The sequence below is a fragment of the Pseudomonas sp. H1_D04 genome (assembly GCF_054683855.1).
In genome coordinates this window covers 4,143,550-4,159,759 of record NZ_CP162826.1, presented here as the reverse complement: position 1 = coordinate 4,159,759, position 16,210 = coordinate 4,143,550, and the positions used below count along the sequence as shown (strand labels likewise).

Here is a 16,210-nt window from a genome sequence, read left to right as displayed (position 1 = left end):
CCCAGAAGACTTCAATCAACTGGAGGGCATGGGGTGGTTGGTATGTACCAGTGAGCTGCGGAGTCGAGATGAACGTGTTTCTGCTTTCGAGGGAAGAACGGCGAATCGAGCGTACCCAATGCTATTGAAACCCAACTGTCAAACTCGCCTTGAGACCGTGACCAGAACAAGGCCGAGCCACACTGCACGCAGAACTCGCGTGATACCGTCGTTGAAGAAGCATAGGTTTTGATATGGATGGAGCCGCTAAGTATTTGCAGCGCGCTACGCGGAACGCTGCCGTAAGAAGCAAATGCCGCCCCATGACCTTTGCGACACTGGCTGCAATGACAATGACTCACTGCTTGCGGTGTGGTGGATAGCTCATAACGGACAGCGGCACATAAACAGCTTCCTTGGTACACCTCTGTCATACGCTCTTCCGTGCATGCTAAAACGCCAGCGTAACCGTCCCGGTCTAATCAGTCGACTGACAGGTAGTGGCTAGTAACTGGCTATCATGAAGGGCAGCTATCGGCCAAAAGCCGTCATTGCGTGGACGCTGAGTGGCATACGGTAGATTCTTGACTTGTTGAGGGTTCGAATTTCTTCTTCATTGCCACATTCTTAAAACGCAATCCCATGATTTTTATATAGAAAATAGATGGTTTGTGGTTTTTTGGCGTCCAAAAAAATAGCCCCATGGGACCACCATGGAACTGGTGCATATTTTGGGTGCGTTTTTTACTCGCAAGACGGGTGCACTTCGTTCCTTTATGAACTTAGTGTTAGGCCCACTACTCCCTAGAGATGAGCGCAGATTCGTAAGCGTGTCTTCAACGTTTTGAGACCGAGGGTAAGAATTGATGTCTGTTGCCAGGGGCGATGTTCATCACGCGAATAGCGTGTCGGCTCATTTACTCGCCGGGATTGCGTGCGCGCCCACCACACTTGAAGCACGGAGGCGTGAGATTCGCACGCATGACCTTATTTTTAAGCTTCAACTTGAGGAGACTATTTCCAATCTTGATGCAGACAATCTACGAATCTTGTTCAGAGGGGCGCTTGAGAAGCGCCTCCGTGAAATTTTGAGCGAGTAAAAAATTTCGTATTGCCTAGGTCGACATAACGCCGCTTATGTTCAAAAGGCTCCTACACGTTAGCCCGGTGTGGGGGCCTTTTTTAATGGCTGCGGTAACCAATGCCCCCTACACTGGCTTACCAGTGCACCTTGTACTGGTAAGCGCATAACCCGCGCTTAAACGCTCTTGGCCGGTGCAAGCAGAGATTTGGGCAAAGCCTTGGTTGAGGGGCTGGGTGAGAATGAGGACACGCTGATTGGTGTCTCCTGTACTGATCCAGTGGAGGAGTAACCATCTCGCCATATGGCCCACGGGAAATTTAACCTTCAGAGCATTTCTTTCTGTGCCCTCCGCAGAGGATCACCGTTCCACACGCGCTCATCGGTCTCAAGGATCTGGCTAATCAGGTTGCACACAATTGGTAGCCTCTCATGGCGGCGAAACAAAGCTCCCACCTCTGAAAAAATGGGAGGCCCAGCTATCTCCCTAAAGACCACATTTGGCAGTTGAACAGTTTGAATCAGAACGCTGGGAATGACTGCTATACCAACACCCAGTGCCACCTGTGTCAGCACTGCGACCAGACTTCCGGGAGCCGAACCAATGTATGGATCGAATCTCCCGCGCTTGGCCACTTCACGCAACCCTAACCCTTGTTCAGGTAGCACAAATAACTCGCCAGCAAGCGCACTCGGGCGAATGTCATCAACTGTCTTTGCCAGGATATGGTCCGCTGGCAAAGCAACGCAGAATCGGTCTCGGGCCAAAATACGGCTGGAGATTGCGTCAGGCAAATGCACCGGCATCCGTACAAAGGCCACGTCAATCCGACCGTCCTCGAGAAGTGCCGTGAGCTGCTCGGTAGGGAGTTCCTTGGTGTTCACCATGACGTCTGGCCACTGATTGCGAAAGCGCTTGATCTGGTCCTGAAGTACCCCGAAAAAGGCGGCTGAACCCACGTATCCGATTTCCACTCGGCCAACCTGGCCTCGGCCTGCACGTTGGCCCACGTTAACAGCTCTCTCGAATTGTTCGAGAGTAGCGCGGGCTTCTGTCAGAAACGCTTCCCCAGCTGGCGTCAAAGCGACAGATCGCTTTGTTCTATTAAAAAGCCGAGCTTCTAACAAGCTCTCCACTTCCTGAATCTGCGCAGTGAGTGTTGGGGCAGAAACGCCCAGCTGCTCGGCCGAACGTGAAAAATGTAGATTTTCCGCCACTGTTACGAAAGAGCGGAGATGGCGAATGTCCATGGCAGCGGAACCTAATATTCAGTTTTTCTGAATTATAAAGCCATCAAGCTTTGTTGTACTGAATTATTCCTCCTGTTCCAATCATTGGACTCACTACATTAGGAGTTCACCATGTTCCGCCTTCCTCACATCGCGACTGCCTTGGCTCTTTCTGGAACGCTTGCTCTGCTCTCTCTGCCAGCAGCAGCATCGGATTTGCCTAGCCAGCCAGTTCTGACGCTTGCCGCCGCTCAACAGATCCTCACAGCAGCGCAAACACAAGCGCAAAAGGCTGGTTGGCCGTGCGTGATCGCAGTTGTCGATAGTGCTGGTTTGCCTATTCTCCTCGCTCGAATGGACAACGCCGCTGTCCCAGCGGGTGTAGAACTGGCTCCCGGAAAAGCTCGTACAGCCGCTCTGTTCCGACGTCCTAGCGGCGCGCTAGAAGATGCCGTCAACGGCACCCGACCTGCCGTCATCACCGCCCAAGGCTTTGTGCTGATGCGTGGTGGTTTTCCGATCATCATCAACGGACACACCGTTGGGGCTGTAGGGGTATCTGCGGATACACCACAGCACGATGAAGAGATCGCTCAAGCCGGGCTAGCTGCATTCAAATAAACGCCCGTTTCAAAAAGTGCAGTTACCGCTCCCGTTATCAGAAGAGACTGTCATTCCATGAGAAAAGAAGCGGCCATACTGGTTGTCGCGTCGGCGGGCTGTGCCATGACAGTTCTAGATACGAACGTCGTAGGCATTGTTTTGCCAACCATTGCCAGGGATCTTCAGGCATCGTTTGCAGAGGTCGAGTGGGTCATAAGCACCTACGTGCTCTGCTTCGCTGCCCTCCTGCTTCCGGCTGGCTCCATCGCTGACCGGTATGGCCGACGACGCGTCTTTCTGTTCGGAATAGCGCTCTTTGCAGTCTCTTCTCTGGCCTGTGGTTTGGCGCCTTCAGCGTCAGGCCTTTATCTGGCGCGAGCGGTACAGGGAGTCGGAGCCGCTTTCCTGCTTGCTCCTGCCCTAGCCATCATCGGACACACTTTTCACGATGAAAAAGCCCGCAGCCACGCATGGGCGATCTGGGGCGGCATCATGGGACTCACAATGGTTGTGTCGCCGCTCATTGGTGGAGTGATCAGTAGTTCACTTGGGTGGCGCTGGGCTTTCTATATCAACATCCCAGTCTGCTTATTGCTGGCGGCAGCGGTCGTGACGCTGGTGGATGAATCTCGTGACCCCATTCCGAGAACATTGGACATCCCGGGAATTGCGCTTTTCGCGCTAGGGATGTTCAGTGCCACATGGGCACTCATAGCCGGCCCCAGTCATGGATGGTCCAGTATCCCTGTCCTCGTGAGCATGATCGGGGGCCTGCTGTTTTTCGCAGTCTTTGTCTGGGTCGAAAAACGCCGCACCCACCCAATGCTTGATCTCGAATTGTTCACAGCCAGGCCCTTCGTTGGCGCAGTACTCGCGATGCTAGCCTATGCCTCATCTGCGCAAGTCATGGCATCGCTGTTACCGCTCTTTCTACAAAATGGCCGTGGCAACGGAGTACTCCAAGCGGGTATCGCCATGCTTCCATTTGCCATTGCGATGCTGATTTTCCCCCAAGTAGGTAGGCGACTTTCGCCTTACCTTGACAGCGCGGGCATCCTGGCACTGGGCCTCTTAATCGTTGCACTGGGTAACCTTATTCTGATGTTCGCCGCCATTCAGCAGGGAGAACTATTACTGATTTCCGGCATGGCTATTTTGGGAACTGGTGGAGGATTGCTGAATGGCGAAACCCAGAAGGCGATCATGGGCACAGTTCCTCGGAGTCGCGCCGGAATGGCATCCGGCATCAGCACCACATCCAGATTTACCGGCATATTGCTGGGTTTCGCCGGGCTGGGAGCTGTACTCGCCAGCGGAGTGAAATTGGCGATCGAAAGCAGGCTGATAGACGCGGGAGTGTCTGCTAAACCCGGATTTTCCGAATACGTGATGGCAGGCGACTTCGAACGTGCTGTTGCAATGTATCCCCACGACTTAACCAAAACGCTGAATGGGCTCGCTCAGCAGAGTTACAGCCAGGGATTCGCGGGCGCATTTGTGATTGCAGCTGTGTTCTCGCTACTCGCAGCCGGTGCGGTGTATGTGCTGATGCGTAGCAAAAAAAGCCATAGATCGAGCCCTGCCATCTAGCCACACCCCTGCAAAACGGGAGTAAAGATATATGTCGATAAATGAACTGAAAATTGCACACCCGATTCAGGCCGACGCAATTATTTTTGACCTTGACGGTACTCTCGTTGACTCTGTGGACGACATGACAGCGCAACTGAACGCAATTCTGATCGAGCGGAATCTTGAGCCAATTTTGGTCGCAACAACTTCATTATTCCTCGGTGACGGAATGCGGTCATTTGCCAGGCGAGCGTTCTACTTGCGTGGAATAAATAACATGGAAGAAGCGATTGATACCTTCATCTCGCGTTACGAACACACTGAGCATCCGATGACAAAACCTTATGACGGGGTAATTGAAACCCTTAGCGCGTTGCGAGAAGCGGGGTGGCAAATATCTGTCTGTACGAATAAGGACGAATCGATTGCCATCGATATTCTCAAGCAAACCAACCTGTTGAAATTCATAGATGTGGTCTGTGGCGGGGATACCGTGTCCTTTAAGAAGCCTGACCCCAGACACCTGGGGGCATTGGTAGCGCGTGCCGATTACGGAAAGCTCCCCAAGATAATGATCGGAGACAATAGGAACGATTTTGAAGTCGCACGCGGATACGGAATACCGTTTGCTTTTGCCAGTTGGGGCTATGGATCTCTGCCTGACGATTGCAAAGCCCTTAATCTCACAGAATTCGGAGATATTCTCGACATCGTTGGCTTACCTGGCCACTGAGCGGCAGCTAAGGATCGACTCCCATCCTCTTCGGTCTACTAAATTCCGGATTCTTAGCAGGTAGCAAGGTCAGAGGTTTCCAATGGTGTTCATGGTGGATTCGTCCTCCTCAGGAGAGGACAAGGGTGGATCAGGTACAGTACTCCGTCATCGATATTCGTCCCAGAATTGCCGCTCACTGATTTGGCTTCAATTGACTCCGTGCGGCACTGCGCGGGAGGGTTCAGTTGAGTGCTCACGTCACCCTGACGTCTCTCGTATCCCCGAGGATCCGCCCCGCATCTTTTGCAGGGGGTAGCCCGAACACCCGAGCATAATCGCGACTGAATTGCGTGGCACTTTCGTAGCCAACCTCGAAGGCCGCAGCCATGACGCTCTTGGCATTTGCCAACATCAGTGTTCGCGCCTGGAGCAAGCGCACGCGCTTCTGATACTGCAAAGGGCTTAAATTGGTAACAGCCTTGAAATGGCGATGAAATGCCGAGACGCTCATCGATGCTCGTTCTGCCAAGCGTTCTACGCCGATGGGCTTGGCAAAGTCGCGGCGAATCCATTGAATAGCCATGTTAACGCGGGCCATTGCGGTATCAGGCGCTGCGATCTCTCTGAGCATCCACCCATGCGGTCCCTGTAGGACGCGGAAGATGATCTCCCGCTCGTAAACCGGTGCCAAAGCTGCGATGGCATCTGGATCGCCCATCAGTCGGAGCATTCGTATCCAAGCGTCCATCAGCTCGGTCGTAACTGAGGCCACCGAAAAGCCGGGATTATTTTCCATGCGGACGGCAGGTTTGGGCAAGTCGCCGAATAATGTCGACAGGACTGCCGGATCAAGCGTCAGACTGACTGCCAGATACGGCTCGCCTGATGCGGCGGGATGTACTGAACCCACGGCTGGTAGGTCGATGGACATGACAAAGTAGGTCGCAGGATCATATCTAAGCGTGCGGTTACCCACCGTCATGCTTTTGCTGCCTTGCAGAATCAGATTGATCATGGGGTCATAGACCGCCGCCAGCAGGTGCTCTGGGATCTTGCCCTGAACCATGGCTACGCGCGGGATGCCTGTTTCGGTTCGGCGGTTTTCAGCGCCGGCCGCCAGTGATCTAAGTTCTTTCAGTTGGTTGTCCATGATTAGCATGCTGAAGGTATAACGACTCCTCGTGCAAGCAAAAAGCAGAAACAGGCATGTTTAGAGTAGGAACGGATATGCCCCCCTAGGCGCTGATTATTACTCTGGACGCACATTCCAACCACAGAGGAAACAGATATGGGCGTCATCGTGATCACAGGCGGCAGCCGCGGAATCGGTGCCAGTGCCGCCGAGCATATTGCCAAAAAAGGTATGGGCGTCATCCTGACCTATAACGCCAACCCCCAGGCGGCGGCTTCGGTTGTGGAGCACATCAAAGACGCAGGTGGGAAAGCCATAGCGCTCAAGCTCGATGTCTCGGATGTTGGCAGTTTCGAGGCATTTCGCGAATCTGTAGTGGTAGCTCTGCGGGAGACGTGGAATGCCACAACGCTGAGTGGCCTGGTCAACAACGCCGGCTATGGCTTGTTCAACCCGTTGGCCTCCGTCAGCGAGGCGCAGTTCGACGACTTGTTCAAAGTGCATCTTAAAGGCCCGTTTTTTCTCACTCAGGTATTGCTGCCGCTGCTGGCGGAAGGCGCCAGTATCGTCAACCTGACCAGCGCCACTACTCGTGTAGCCACCGCCGGAGTTGCACCGTACGCCGCGTTCAAGGGCGGGCTCGAAGTGCTCACCCGCTATATGGCCAAAGAGTTTGGTGAGCGGTACATACGGGCCAATGCTGTATCACCGGGTGCTATCCGTACTGAGCTGGGCGGCGGGCTGAACGACGAGTTCGAAGCGATGCTGGCGGCGCAAACAGCGCTTGGAAGGGTGGGTGAGCCCGAAGATGTTGCGCGGGTTATTGCCATGCTGCTGTCCGAAGAGGGCATTTGGATCAATGCCCAGACTATTGAAGTCGCCGGCGGCTACAACATCTGAAAATACGGGGGGTACACCATGCTTGATCATATTTTTTTGTCGGTAAGCGACATCGCACGCTCTATCAGTTTCTATGAGGCTGTACTGAAGCCGCTGGGTATCACCGCGCGTTTGGACTACGACGGCAAGGACGGCCCACCGGGGCATCCAGATCTGAACGGTTTTGGCAGCAATGGCCGAATGTTTTTCTGGTTGCGTGAAGGTGTATCTGGAGGGCGGGCTGTGCACGTTGGTTTCGTCGCGAACAACAAGGTAGAAGTTGATGCTGCCTACGCCGCGGCCATAGCGCAGGGCGCCATCGATAATGGCGCGCCGGGCGCCCGCTTACACTACGACCCCGATTACTACGCAGCCAATGTCCTGGACCCGGATGGGTACAGCCTGGAATTCGTCTATAAAAAATGGCAACACGTCCAATGAGCGCACTTCTGATCTACGGAGCCACGGGCTACACCGGTCGTATGGCGGTCAAGCGGGCAAAAGCGCTTGATCTGAATTTTGAAATCGCAGGGCGCAGCAAGCAGCAGCTTGCGATCCTTGCAGCGCAGTTGGACGTGCCATATCGAGTGTTCGATGCTGGCGCAGTTCTCAAAACTGATCTGTCTGGCATCTCGGTATTACTAAACTTCGCGGGGCCATTCGCGCAAACAGCAGAGTCATTGATGAACGCGTGCATCAAGTCTGGGGTCGACTATCTGGACATCACCGCCGAGATCAACGTTTACCGGCTAGCTGAGAGACTGGGCGTTCAAGCCGCTGCCAATAAGGTCATGCTTTTGCCAGGCGTTGGTTGGGACGTCGTCCCCACTGATTCGCTGGCGGTGCAGGTTGCTAGGCGCGTTGAAAATCCGCTTGCAATGAGCATCGCACTTCAGGTCCCAGGATCAATGTCCCGTGGGTCGGCCATGAGCGTTAGTGAGATCATCGGTGCAGGCCTACTCGCAAGGGTGGACGGCGAATTGGTTATGGCGCCCGATGCGACGCCACGGGACTTTGACTTTGGTCAGGGGCCGGTCCTTTGCGTGCCGCTTTCTTTCGGTGACCTGATCACAGGCTGGCATTCGACGGGCATTCCTAATATCGCGATGTATGTGCATATCGCGGGCGATGCGTTTCCAGAAGGTGATCTGTCGCAACTGCCTGACGGACCCACGGCAGAGCAACGGGATGCGCATCGCGCCCGCGCAGTGGTTGAGGTCATAGACGCTAATGGAGTAACCGCAACGTCTGTGATCGAAACCGTGAACGGCTATTCCTATACGCCATTGGCAGCGGTGGAAGCTGCGCGCCGGGTATTGAACGGTGAACGGCGCCCGGGATTTGCGACACCGGCCACGGTCTTCGGAGATGGATTTGCCGAGAGCATTGCCGGGACGGTAATTACCGACTTCTAACGTGGTGTTGGCGATTTAAATGGCCGCTGTACGCTCTGTAGCGGAGGCCGGCTGGACCAAATATCGCAGCATCGCACGCAGACGGCAGGCCAAATAGCCGTGAGTACGCTCGGTTGAATTACGAGGCGCTTTTATACCCCACCGTATTGGTGACCGGCCGCTTCTGGCCGATATTCGCCTTTCGCCAACGTCAGCTATGGGTTGTTATCTGCCCTCCGCCAAAGGCAGCAATCGGCCGAGGCTGTGTAAAAACGTTTTTGAGCACGTCAGGTGCTCAAAACCGGACTGGAAATCGCGTTTCTAGGCGAAATCCACATCTGCAGACGTGCCGATAAATTTCAGATTTAACGTAGACGCGGACACTTCAATTTTGGCGAAGCGTTTTTACACACTCTGGGCCAGAAGCGGACGTCCAGCCCACCACTTTTCTTCAGGCAGAAGCTGCAAACAGGAAGGCAATCTTGAAAAGGATTTAAACTCGCCTGGCGGTGTCCCAGACGTCAACATACGGAAATAGATTAGTGCAGATTCATATTATCTACACCCGAACAGTCATGTTGCTCTCCAAGCATCCTTACCAATCATGGAGAGAAATTCAAAGTCAGTACCCTGACTACATGACTTCGCTCGGCCCTTGGGAAGAAGATACGGTCATCGAATACCTTGCAGATGAATACCCAGAACTTTCCCCGCATCCGCAAGAGCAAGTCAATGCGTTCATAGCGGATACTCAAGAGGCAAGAGTGCTTACTTTTGCCGCGTAAATCGTCTTAGCGAGCATTCTCAGAAGCTCGCCCTCGACGTCCGCTTTGGGTCGATAGCTGCCGGTGGCGATTGGCAGTCATCGGCCAGAAGCGGACCTTGAATATCCAAACAACTGCCGAGGTCCATAAACGCATCACGCGTGAGTGCTGGCTCGACGGGCTCGGACTCGGAACTACATGGCCCCGCAGAAACCCACGAACTCAAGATATGTCAAATGCGGGGTAAGCGTCAGGTTAAGGCACGTTGCGATGAGTAAACGCCTAGCAACTGGCTACATATGGCTCCATCAGCGAGCCTCCAACTGCGGATTTTCGATAACAAAAGCCGCTTCACTGAAGCGGCTTTTCTTTACTTGGAGATGTTTGCTAATACTGCTGCTTTCGCGTCTCTACCGTCGACGGTAGTTACACCAGTCAGCCAGCTATCCAGAGTCTCAGGATGAGCGGCCAGCCATTTTTTCGCTGCACTCAAAGCGGGCTCCTTTTTGTCAAGGGAGTTCATGATGCTGCTCTCCATGTCGACCGTGAATTTCAGATTGCTGTACAACTTGCCAACGTTACCGCAGCGCTCGGCATAGCCTTTGGATGTGATGGTTTTGACCGTTGCTGCGCCGAAATCGGGACCGAAGGAATCATCACCACCCGTTAGATACACGATGTCCATGTTCACGTTCATTGGGTGAGGCGCCCACGCCAGGAACACAATGGGCTTCTTGCGTTGAATCGAGCGACCTACCTCTTGGATCATGCCTGCTTCACCAGACTCGACCAGTTTGAAATCCCTCAAACCATACGAGTTGTCCTTGATGATCTTCTGCACCAACGTGTTTCCGCCGCTACCAGGCTGGATGCCGTAAATGCGGCCTCCGAGCTGGTCTTTAAATTTCTCTATGTCCTTGAAATCCTTCAACCCCTCATCGGCCAGAAATTTTGGAACTGCGAGTGTGTATTTTGCACCTGTGAGGTTAGGGGTTGGGAGAACGGACAAAGAGTCCTTTAGGGGGGTAATCAGAGGATCCTGAGATGGCGACCAGTAGTTAATGAACGTATCCAGCTTGCCATCGCTAAGAGACTTCAGAACGATTGGCAGTGAAAGCATGCTGTCGTCAAATTTATAGCCCAGGCCTTCGGCAACCACCTGAGTCAATGCGTTTGTCGATATACCATCGAGCCATCCCACGTTCGCCGTCTTGATGACTTGGCAACTGCTGGGTTCTTGAGCCATAACCAACACGCTTTGAGATGCCAAGGTTACCGCGATCACGGTTTTGTAAAACTTGTTCATCCGACTCCCCTCTAGAGTTGCACTAACTCTGTTTGACGTATCTGGATGGCAGACTCAAATTTGCACGTGGCTGACGCTTATGAATTGCGCCTTTCCCGCTTCGATTATCGGCCAATCGCCAGTACGGCATAACCGCGTTTCTATTATGAGGAGCATGCGGTTTTCTTATGGATCAGTAGGGAGGGATCCACCTGGATATGCACGTCATAGCGGCAGCACGCTGCCGCTATGACGCAAATTTGAACCGTAAGTAAAGTGCCTAGGCCACAGGTTGGTCGAGCGCGCTGCGGCCCATAGTCTGGTCACCAACGTACTTTTGATCGAATGCTGGCCGAGTGAAAATCCTCCGAACCATAGGCTCGAAGTGCTCCAAAGGGCGAGTCGGGTAATCAGGGTCAAAGGATGATTGGTCCCACTCCTCACAGAAGCGCACACAACTCTCGTAGTAAGGGTGATCCTTGTATAGATCCCGCTCATTACGATCACCGCCGAAGAAGTGCACGTAGTAGTAGTTCTGGAAGAGGCCGTGATAATTGATGACCCAGGTCACCTCTGGACGAACATAAGGGCGAAGGATGGATGCTGCATACTGGGAGTGGTTGTAGGGGGCGAGCTCGTCGCCCAGGTCATGGATCAGCGCTGCAACCACCATCTCCTCATCTGCACCAGCGTCCTCAGCTCTACATGCGGTCTGAAGCGAATGAGCGAGCCTGCTCACCTTGTAACCGCTTAGAGAGTGTTCCAGATCCCGCAGGCATTTGAGGAGCCGGTCAGGAAGCTCTTTTGCGAAATCAGTTTCCAGCTGGGTCAGCATTTCATATTCGGCTTTGGTGCCGTCTTTCATCTGGGTAAAAGCTACGGTTTCCATCATCAGTCCTCAGGCTTTCGAATCTTATTGAGCTTTCAAGCTTCTTTTCATGGCTTTGTAGATGCCTTTGGGGCCATCCATATCCATGTAGCAACCTTGCAGATGACGGCGACCTTCATTGGTATCAAAGCTCGTCCGGCCATGGAGGACACGGGTGTTGTTGAACATTTGCAGCTCGCCCTTCTCCAGCTTGAAACGTCGCTCAAATGCCGGATCCACAAAGAGCTCACCCATGCGACGACGTGCACGGTGGAATACGGCCATGTCGTGTTCATTCAGCAGCGGTAGATAGTCGAGGCGCGGGCTATAGCTGACACCTGTCATTCGGCCTAGCGCGTCAGTCATGATGATCGGCCGGCGTTCAATCAACTCCACGTCGCTGTCGACGTGGCGGTAACGTACCGGCACGTTGGCCAGCAGTTCGAAGCCTTCAGGATCTTCCAGCTTGAGCTGCTCTGCGACCGCGAGACTGTCAACGAGTGTAGAGAGCCCCCCCGATGTTTCGTTGATCAGGCAGTGCAAAAGCTGGATGCCAGGCATCGGATCGCGATAAGGGTTATCGGTATGAGGATCGAGGTGAATTGAGCGATAGGCCAGGTCATTGGAGTTCGGCCGGGAGTACACCTCGAAGTACTTGCCGAAATTGGTTTCGCGCACCTGGCCAAAGATTCTGCCTACATCCAGAACTGACTCGGCTTCGGTAGGCACGTTCTGGATAACGACAACCCCATAGGTCAAAAACTTGCTGAATGCCTCCAATCGATAATCGAAGTCAGTCAGTCGGTTGAAGTCGATGTAGATGAGTTGGGTGTCAATGTTGCTCTTCCAACTGATGGGCGTTGGCAGGCCATCCAACGGATCGAAGTCGGCACGAAACTCCGTGAGGTCATACAGCCCCGCATAACCATCACTGAATGACAGCCATGCCTGATCTACGCCTTTGGCCTCTGCTTCAACCAGAGTGATGCCGTCAGGAAGGTTATGCGGGTTAAACAGTCTTTGCTGAGTAGTGACATCAAGACTGACAGCGTCCTGGCAGCGCTCCCGCAACCACAGCGGCGCTAGCACAATGGTTTCCCCTGGCAACTGTGCGATCACGGATGCCGGTTGTTGCTTGATTTCAAAAGTGACCTGTACCATGAGAACCTCCAAATAGGTGGTCTCAGTATCCTTACGTGCTCAGGGGATAAACACCCGCAATCCCCTTATTAGAGGTATGCATAAACGTTATGGAGCCGAGCGAACAGGACCTCCCGCCACTTAAATCTTTGGTCGCCTTTGAGGCCACAATCCGCTTGGGTTCGATGACGGCCGCAGCTGTTGAATTGGGCACTACTCAACCGGCGATTTCTCAGCGGATTCGCACCTTGGAGGAGTCGCTTGGGTGTGTACTCTTCGAACGTAACGGTAAGCTGTTGCGACCCACCTATGAGGGTCAGCAGATTTATTCAGGCCTAGCATCCCCGGTGAGTGAAATTAAGGCAGCGGTCAAGCGCATGCGTCGCCATTTCAACAAGCAGAAACCTACCATCTCGATCGCTGCGAATTTTGGATTCTGCTATTTCTGGCTTATGCCGAAATTGCCTGCGCTCCAGGGCCAGTTCCCCCAGATCCAATTCAAGATTCGCCCAGTAAACCTTGACGATGATCCGATGCTTCAAGATGCCGATATCGCCATTCAGTTTGGATCCCTCGACGGTGACTTCCGATTTGAAAAGCTACTGATCCCCGAGACGGTATTCCCAGTATGCAGTCCAGACCTGGCTGAAAAACTGGGGCTACTGGAAGGTACGAAAATAAGCAGTATCGAGGATCTACCGCTGCTTCATAAGGACAGCGATGACTCCCGGTGGCTGGATTGGCATCACTGGTGCCTGCACGCGAAGATCACTCCGCCAGAGGAAGCGCCAGTTTTTTGCTTCAATAACTATCCGTTGCTGCTGACCGCTGCGCAGGAGGGTCAAGGTATCGCCTTGGGCTGGGCTGGGCTGATCGAAGAGCAGATCAAGGCGGGCAAATTGATCGCTCTCGGGCCTTCAGTAGACCGGCCTCACCGGGGTTACATTGTGAGATCGAACTATCACGAGACACTTCTGGTGAGGGATGTCCTTCAGTGGCTGATTGCGGCAAGCTGACCTTGAAGCCTGCGCCGTTGAATGTCCGCCAAATCCGTTTCCGCTGCTGAAAATCGTGCTGGCGAGGTATTAGATTAACTCGATGCCGATCCCGCCAGGGATCAGACTCGTCTATCTGGCGAGCATTCTCGCCTAAATAGGTGTCCGGTTTCATTAAACCAATACAGTAGATCTTTAGCCCGGCCGGCTTTCATCATCGCTTTGATCAACTTGATTTTTTCCACAGTTTCAACCGTTCCCGAGAGTGGTTTGTTGAGTTTTTTGATTGAAACCTGTCCATGATCTCTTTAGCAGATCACATCCATGAACGATACCTTGTCCGCTCCCGAGGTGAACGACAGTCTGCTTTTGGCCGAAAGCTGCCTATCAGTAATAGGAAAACTCCCCACACCCGCGTCCATCCGTCGCATCCCCCACCCTCCAGTCCCCACCCAACCTGCCGATAACCCTACTAACCGCATGCCTACCCCTGCATCACCACTCGATCGAGTCCACCACATGAACCCACTCTCCCTTCTAAAAAAAGCCCGGGCCGATCGTCAAGGCACCGCCACGCTCACCAGCACTGCCAACGACCTGGACGCCGCCCTCACCGCCCTGCGCATCACCCCTACTCTGATCACCGGTTTTATCTCGCCGCATCTGGATATCGATCAGGTCGCCGCCAAGCTCAAACGCCGTTTCCCACAATCCACCATCAGCCTGTGCACCACTTCCGGCGAACTCTGCAATGCGCCCAATTCGCTGTATTGCGCCACCGGCGAGCGCTGGGATCGGGTGGTGTTGCAGCTGTTCGACGACAGTCTGATCGCCTCGGCCGAGGTGGTGATGGTGCCGCTGGAGTGTGAGGACATTCGTGGCGGCGGTAAGCGGTTGGGGATGCAGGAGCGCATTGCGAAGTTGGTGGGGCATATCAAGCGGGTGCAGGTGCGTACGCCGATCGATCATCGCGATACGTTGGCGTATGTGGTGTTCGATGGGTTGTCGGCGTCGGAGTCGTTTTTTATGGAGGCGTTGTATGAGTCGGGGCGGTTTCCGTGTTTGTTTGTAGGGGGATCGGCCGGCGGTAAGTCGGATTTCCAGAAGACGCTGATTCATGACGGCCAGCGCAGTTATCAGAATCATGCGCAGATTGTGTTTGTGAAGACGGCGGCGCAGGTGCGATTTGGGGTGTTCAAAAGCCAGAACTTCAAACCGGCGGATTTGACCTTCAGTGTGCTGACGGCCTCGGTGGAGGACCGCACGATTGACCAGGTGATCGACAGCGCCGGCAATATCAAGAGCATGGTGCAGGCGCTGTGTGATGCGTTTAATTGTGCGCCGCAGGCATTGGAGTCGAAGCTGGCGGATTATTCGTTTGCGATTCGGGTGGGCAGTGAGTTGTTTGTGCGGTCCATCGCGCGTATCGACTTCGAGCAGCAAATCGTGCAGTTGTTTTGCGACGTGGCGCCGGGCGAGGAGTTGGTGATGGTGCGGCGTACGCCGTTGCGTGAGGCGACGCGCCTGGACTATGAACAGTTCCTGCGTGGCAAGGGTGGCCAACCGGTGGCGGGGATTTTGAATGACTGCATCTTGCGTCGGCTGAACAACGGCGCCGAGTTGGGCAGCATGGCGGGGACGTTTGGCGATGTGCCGTTGGCGGGATTCTCGACCTTTGGGGAGATTCTGGGGCTGAACCTGAACCAGACGCTGACCGCAATTTTCTTCTTTCGGGTGGCCAAGGGCGCAAGTTTCAGTGACGAGTATGTGGACAATTTCATCACTCATTACGGCGAGTTCAAGGCATTTTTCCTACGCCGTCAGGTGAAGAAGCTGGCGGGATTGAACCATGTGGTGGTCAAGCAGATTGCTGCGTTCAAGAACAATGATTTCTCCAACACCCTGAACACCCGTGGGCTGGACAACAATATCCTGCCGGTATTCGAAGGCCTGGCGGACTTGGGCCAGGTGCTGGCCCAGGCTGAGCAACAGCAGGAAGAAATCGCGGCGCAGCTCAAGCATTATTCCGGTGAGTTGCACGCGTCGATGGATGACTTGGTCAGCACCATCGACCAGCAGAACAGCGTATCGGCCCAGGCCGGGGCCACGGTGGAGGGGCTGTCGAGCCAGGCGGATGTGGCGGTGGAAGGTGCGCGCACGCTGGCCGGGTCGAGTTTGCGGATCCAGTCGATTGTGCAGGTAATCCAGCAGATCGCCGGGCAGACCAACTTGCTGGCGCTCAACGCGGCCATTGAAGCAGCGCGCGCGGGCGACTTGGGCCGGGGCTTTGCAGTGGTGGCAGACGAGGTGCGCAAGCTGGCGGAAATCACGCGTAAGAATGCGGCGGAAATTGGCGTGGATATTGACCTGCTGTCAAGTGAGATCCAGCGGGTAGCCCAGCAGATTGAAGACCAGTCCACCGGTGTGGGCGCACTGCGAGAGATGCTGGACGCGTTGGAAGCGTCCAGCCGTGCGACCGAGGGCACGGCGCAGCGGACGAAGACGATTGCGGATACGTTGACGGGGTTGACGCACGCGTAGGCGTTATTGAAATCGTCAGCTTTGGAATCTCA

15 protein-coding genes are annotated in these 16,210 nt (G+C 54.2%); 9 read left to right on the top strand and 6 right to left on the bottom strand.

What is annotated here, in order from left to right; all coding sequences use genetic code 11:
* Nucleotides 1-11: 11 nt before the first annotated feature.
* Nucleotides 12-413 (bottom strand): GFA family protein, encoded by a 402-nt coding sequence (locus tag AB4N82_RS19255; protein ID WP_122764640.1) that lies wholly within the window; start codon nucleotides 411-413, stop codon nucleotides 12-14.
* Nucleotides 414-1,387: 974 nt separating this feature from the next.
* A complete protein-coding gene (locus AB4N82_RS19250; RefSeq protein WP_122764638.1) occupies nucleotides 1,388-2,311 on the bottom strand; it encodes a LysR family transcriptional regulator in 924 nt (307 codons plus the stop codon).
* 111 nt (nucleotides 2,312-2,422) lie between these two features.
* Here AB4N82_RS19250 and AB4N82_RS19245 point away from each other — a divergent pair, with 111 nt between their 5' ends.
* Genes AB4N82_RS19245 through AB4N82_RS19235 form a run of 3 tightly spaced genes read left to right on the top strand, consistent with a single transcriptional unit; the run spans nucleotide 2,423 to nucleotide 5,198 of the window.
* Nucleotides 2,423-2,911 (top strand): GlcG/HbpS family heme-binding protein, encoded by a 489-nt coding sequence (locus AB4N82_RS19245; protein ID WP_122764637.1) that lies wholly within the window; start codon nucleotides 2,423-2,425, stop codon nucleotides 2,909-2,911.
* Nucleotides 2,912-2,968: 57 nt separating this feature from the next.
* Nucleotides 2,969-4,483, top strand: a complete 1,515-nt coding sequence (locus AB4N82_RS19240; protein WP_122764636.1) for an MFS transporter — start codon at nucleotides 2,969-2,971, stop codon at nucleotides 4,481-4,483.
* A gap of 31 nt (nucleotides 4,484-4,514) precedes the next feature.
* Nucleotides 4,515-5,198 (top strand): HAD hydrolase-like protein, encoded by a 684-nt coding sequence (locus AB4N82_RS19235; protein ID WP_122764635.1) that lies wholly within the window; start codon nucleotides 4,515-4,517, stop codon nucleotides 5,196-5,198.
* A 235-nt stretch (nucleotides 5,199-5,433) separates the two neighbouring features.
* On the opposite strand, the gene AB4N82_RS19230 is transcribed toward AB4N82_RS19235, so the two are convergent.
* Nucleotides 5,434-6,330 carry an AraC family transcriptional regulator gene (locus AB4N82_RS19230; protein WP_122764696.1) on the bottom strand — a complete coding sequence of 299 codons (897 nt, stop codon included), beginning with the start codon at nucleotides 6,328-6,330 and terminating at the stop codon, nucleotides 5,434-5,436.
* Between the two features lie 138 nt (nucleotides 6,331-6,468).
* Between AB4N82_RS19230 and AB4N82_RS19225 the strand changes: the two genes are divergently transcribed.
* The 4 genes from AB4N82_RS19225 (at nucleotide 6,469) to AB4N82_RS19210 (ending at nucleotide 9,370) form a co-directional block, all read left to right on the top strand.
* Nucleotides 6,469-7,212: an SDR family NAD(P)-dependent oxidoreductase gene (locus tag AB4N82_RS19225; protein WP_122764634.1), complete on the top strand. Its 744-nt coding sequence runs from the start codon at nucleotides 6,469-6,471 to the stop codon at nucleotides 7,210-7,212.
* Nucleotides 7,213-7,230: 18 nt separating this feature from the next.
* Complete coding sequence (locus AB4N82_RS19220) at nucleotides 7,231-7,632, top strand: VOC family protein (protein ID WP_122764633.1); 402 nt, start codon at nucleotides 7,231-7,233, stop codon at nucleotides 7,630-7,632.
* Nucleotides 7,629-8,606, top strand: a complete 978-nt coding sequence (locus AB4N82_RS19215) for a saccharopine dehydrogenase family protein (protein WP_122764632.1) — start codon at nucleotides 7,629-7,631, stop codon at nucleotides 8,604-8,606. Before AB4N82_RS19220 ends, AB4N82_RS19215 begins: the two co-directional genes overlap by 4 nt.
* A gap of 554 nt (nucleotides 8,607-9,160) precedes the next feature.
* Nucleotides 9,161-9,370, top strand: coding sequence for a hypothetical protein (locus AB4N82_RS19210; protein WP_460102622.1), 210 nt, complete (start codon nucleotides 9,161-9,163; stop codon nucleotides 9,368-9,370).
* A gap of 349 nt (nucleotides 9,371-9,719) precedes the next feature.
* On the opposite strand, the gene choX is transcribed toward AB4N82_RS19210, so the two are convergent.
* From choX to AB4N82_RS19195, 3 genes are all read right to left on the bottom strand, one after another.
* A complete protein-coding gene (choX, locus tag AB4N82_RS19205; RefSeq protein WP_122764630.1) occupies nucleotides 9,720-10,655 on the bottom strand; it encodes a choline ABC transporter substrate-binding protein in 936 nt (311 codons plus the stop codon).
* A gap of 259 nt (nucleotides 10,656-10,914) precedes the next feature.
* Nucleotides 10,915-11,523, bottom strand: coding sequence for an HD domain-containing protein (locus tag AB4N82_RS19200; protein WP_241089453.1), 609 nt, complete (start codon nucleotides 11,521-11,523; stop codon nucleotides 10,915-10,917).
* A 24-nt stretch (nucleotides 11,524-11,547) separates the two neighbouring features.
* Nucleotides 11,548-12,663 carry a TauD/TfdA family dioxygenase gene (locus AB4N82_RS19195; protein ID WP_241089590.1) on the bottom strand — a complete coding sequence of 372 codons (1,116 nt, stop codon included), beginning with the start codon at nucleotides 12,661-12,663 and terminating at the stop codon, nucleotides 11,548-11,550.
* Between the two features lie 89 nt (nucleotides 12,664-12,752).
* Between AB4N82_RS19195 and AB4N82_RS19190 the strand changes: the two genes are divergently transcribed.
* Both AB4N82_RS19190 and AB4N82_RS19185 read left to right on the top strand, forming a co-directional pair.
* On the top strand, nucleotides 12,753-13,658 hold the full coding sequence (locus AB4N82_RS19190; RefSeq protein ID WP_099603087.1) for a LysR substrate-binding domain-containing protein: 906 nt from the start codon (nucleotides 12,753-12,755) through the stop codon (nucleotides 13,656-13,658).
* Nucleotides 13,659-14,156: 498 nt separating this feature from the next.
* Nucleotides 14,157-16,178: an FIST N-terminal domain-containing protein gene (locus AB4N82_RS19185; RefSeq protein ID WP_460102616.1), complete on the top strand. Its 2,022-nt coding sequence runs from the start codon at nucleotides 14,157-14,159 to the stop codon at nucleotides 16,176-16,178.
* Nucleotides 16,179-16,210: the final 32 nt, after the last annotated feature.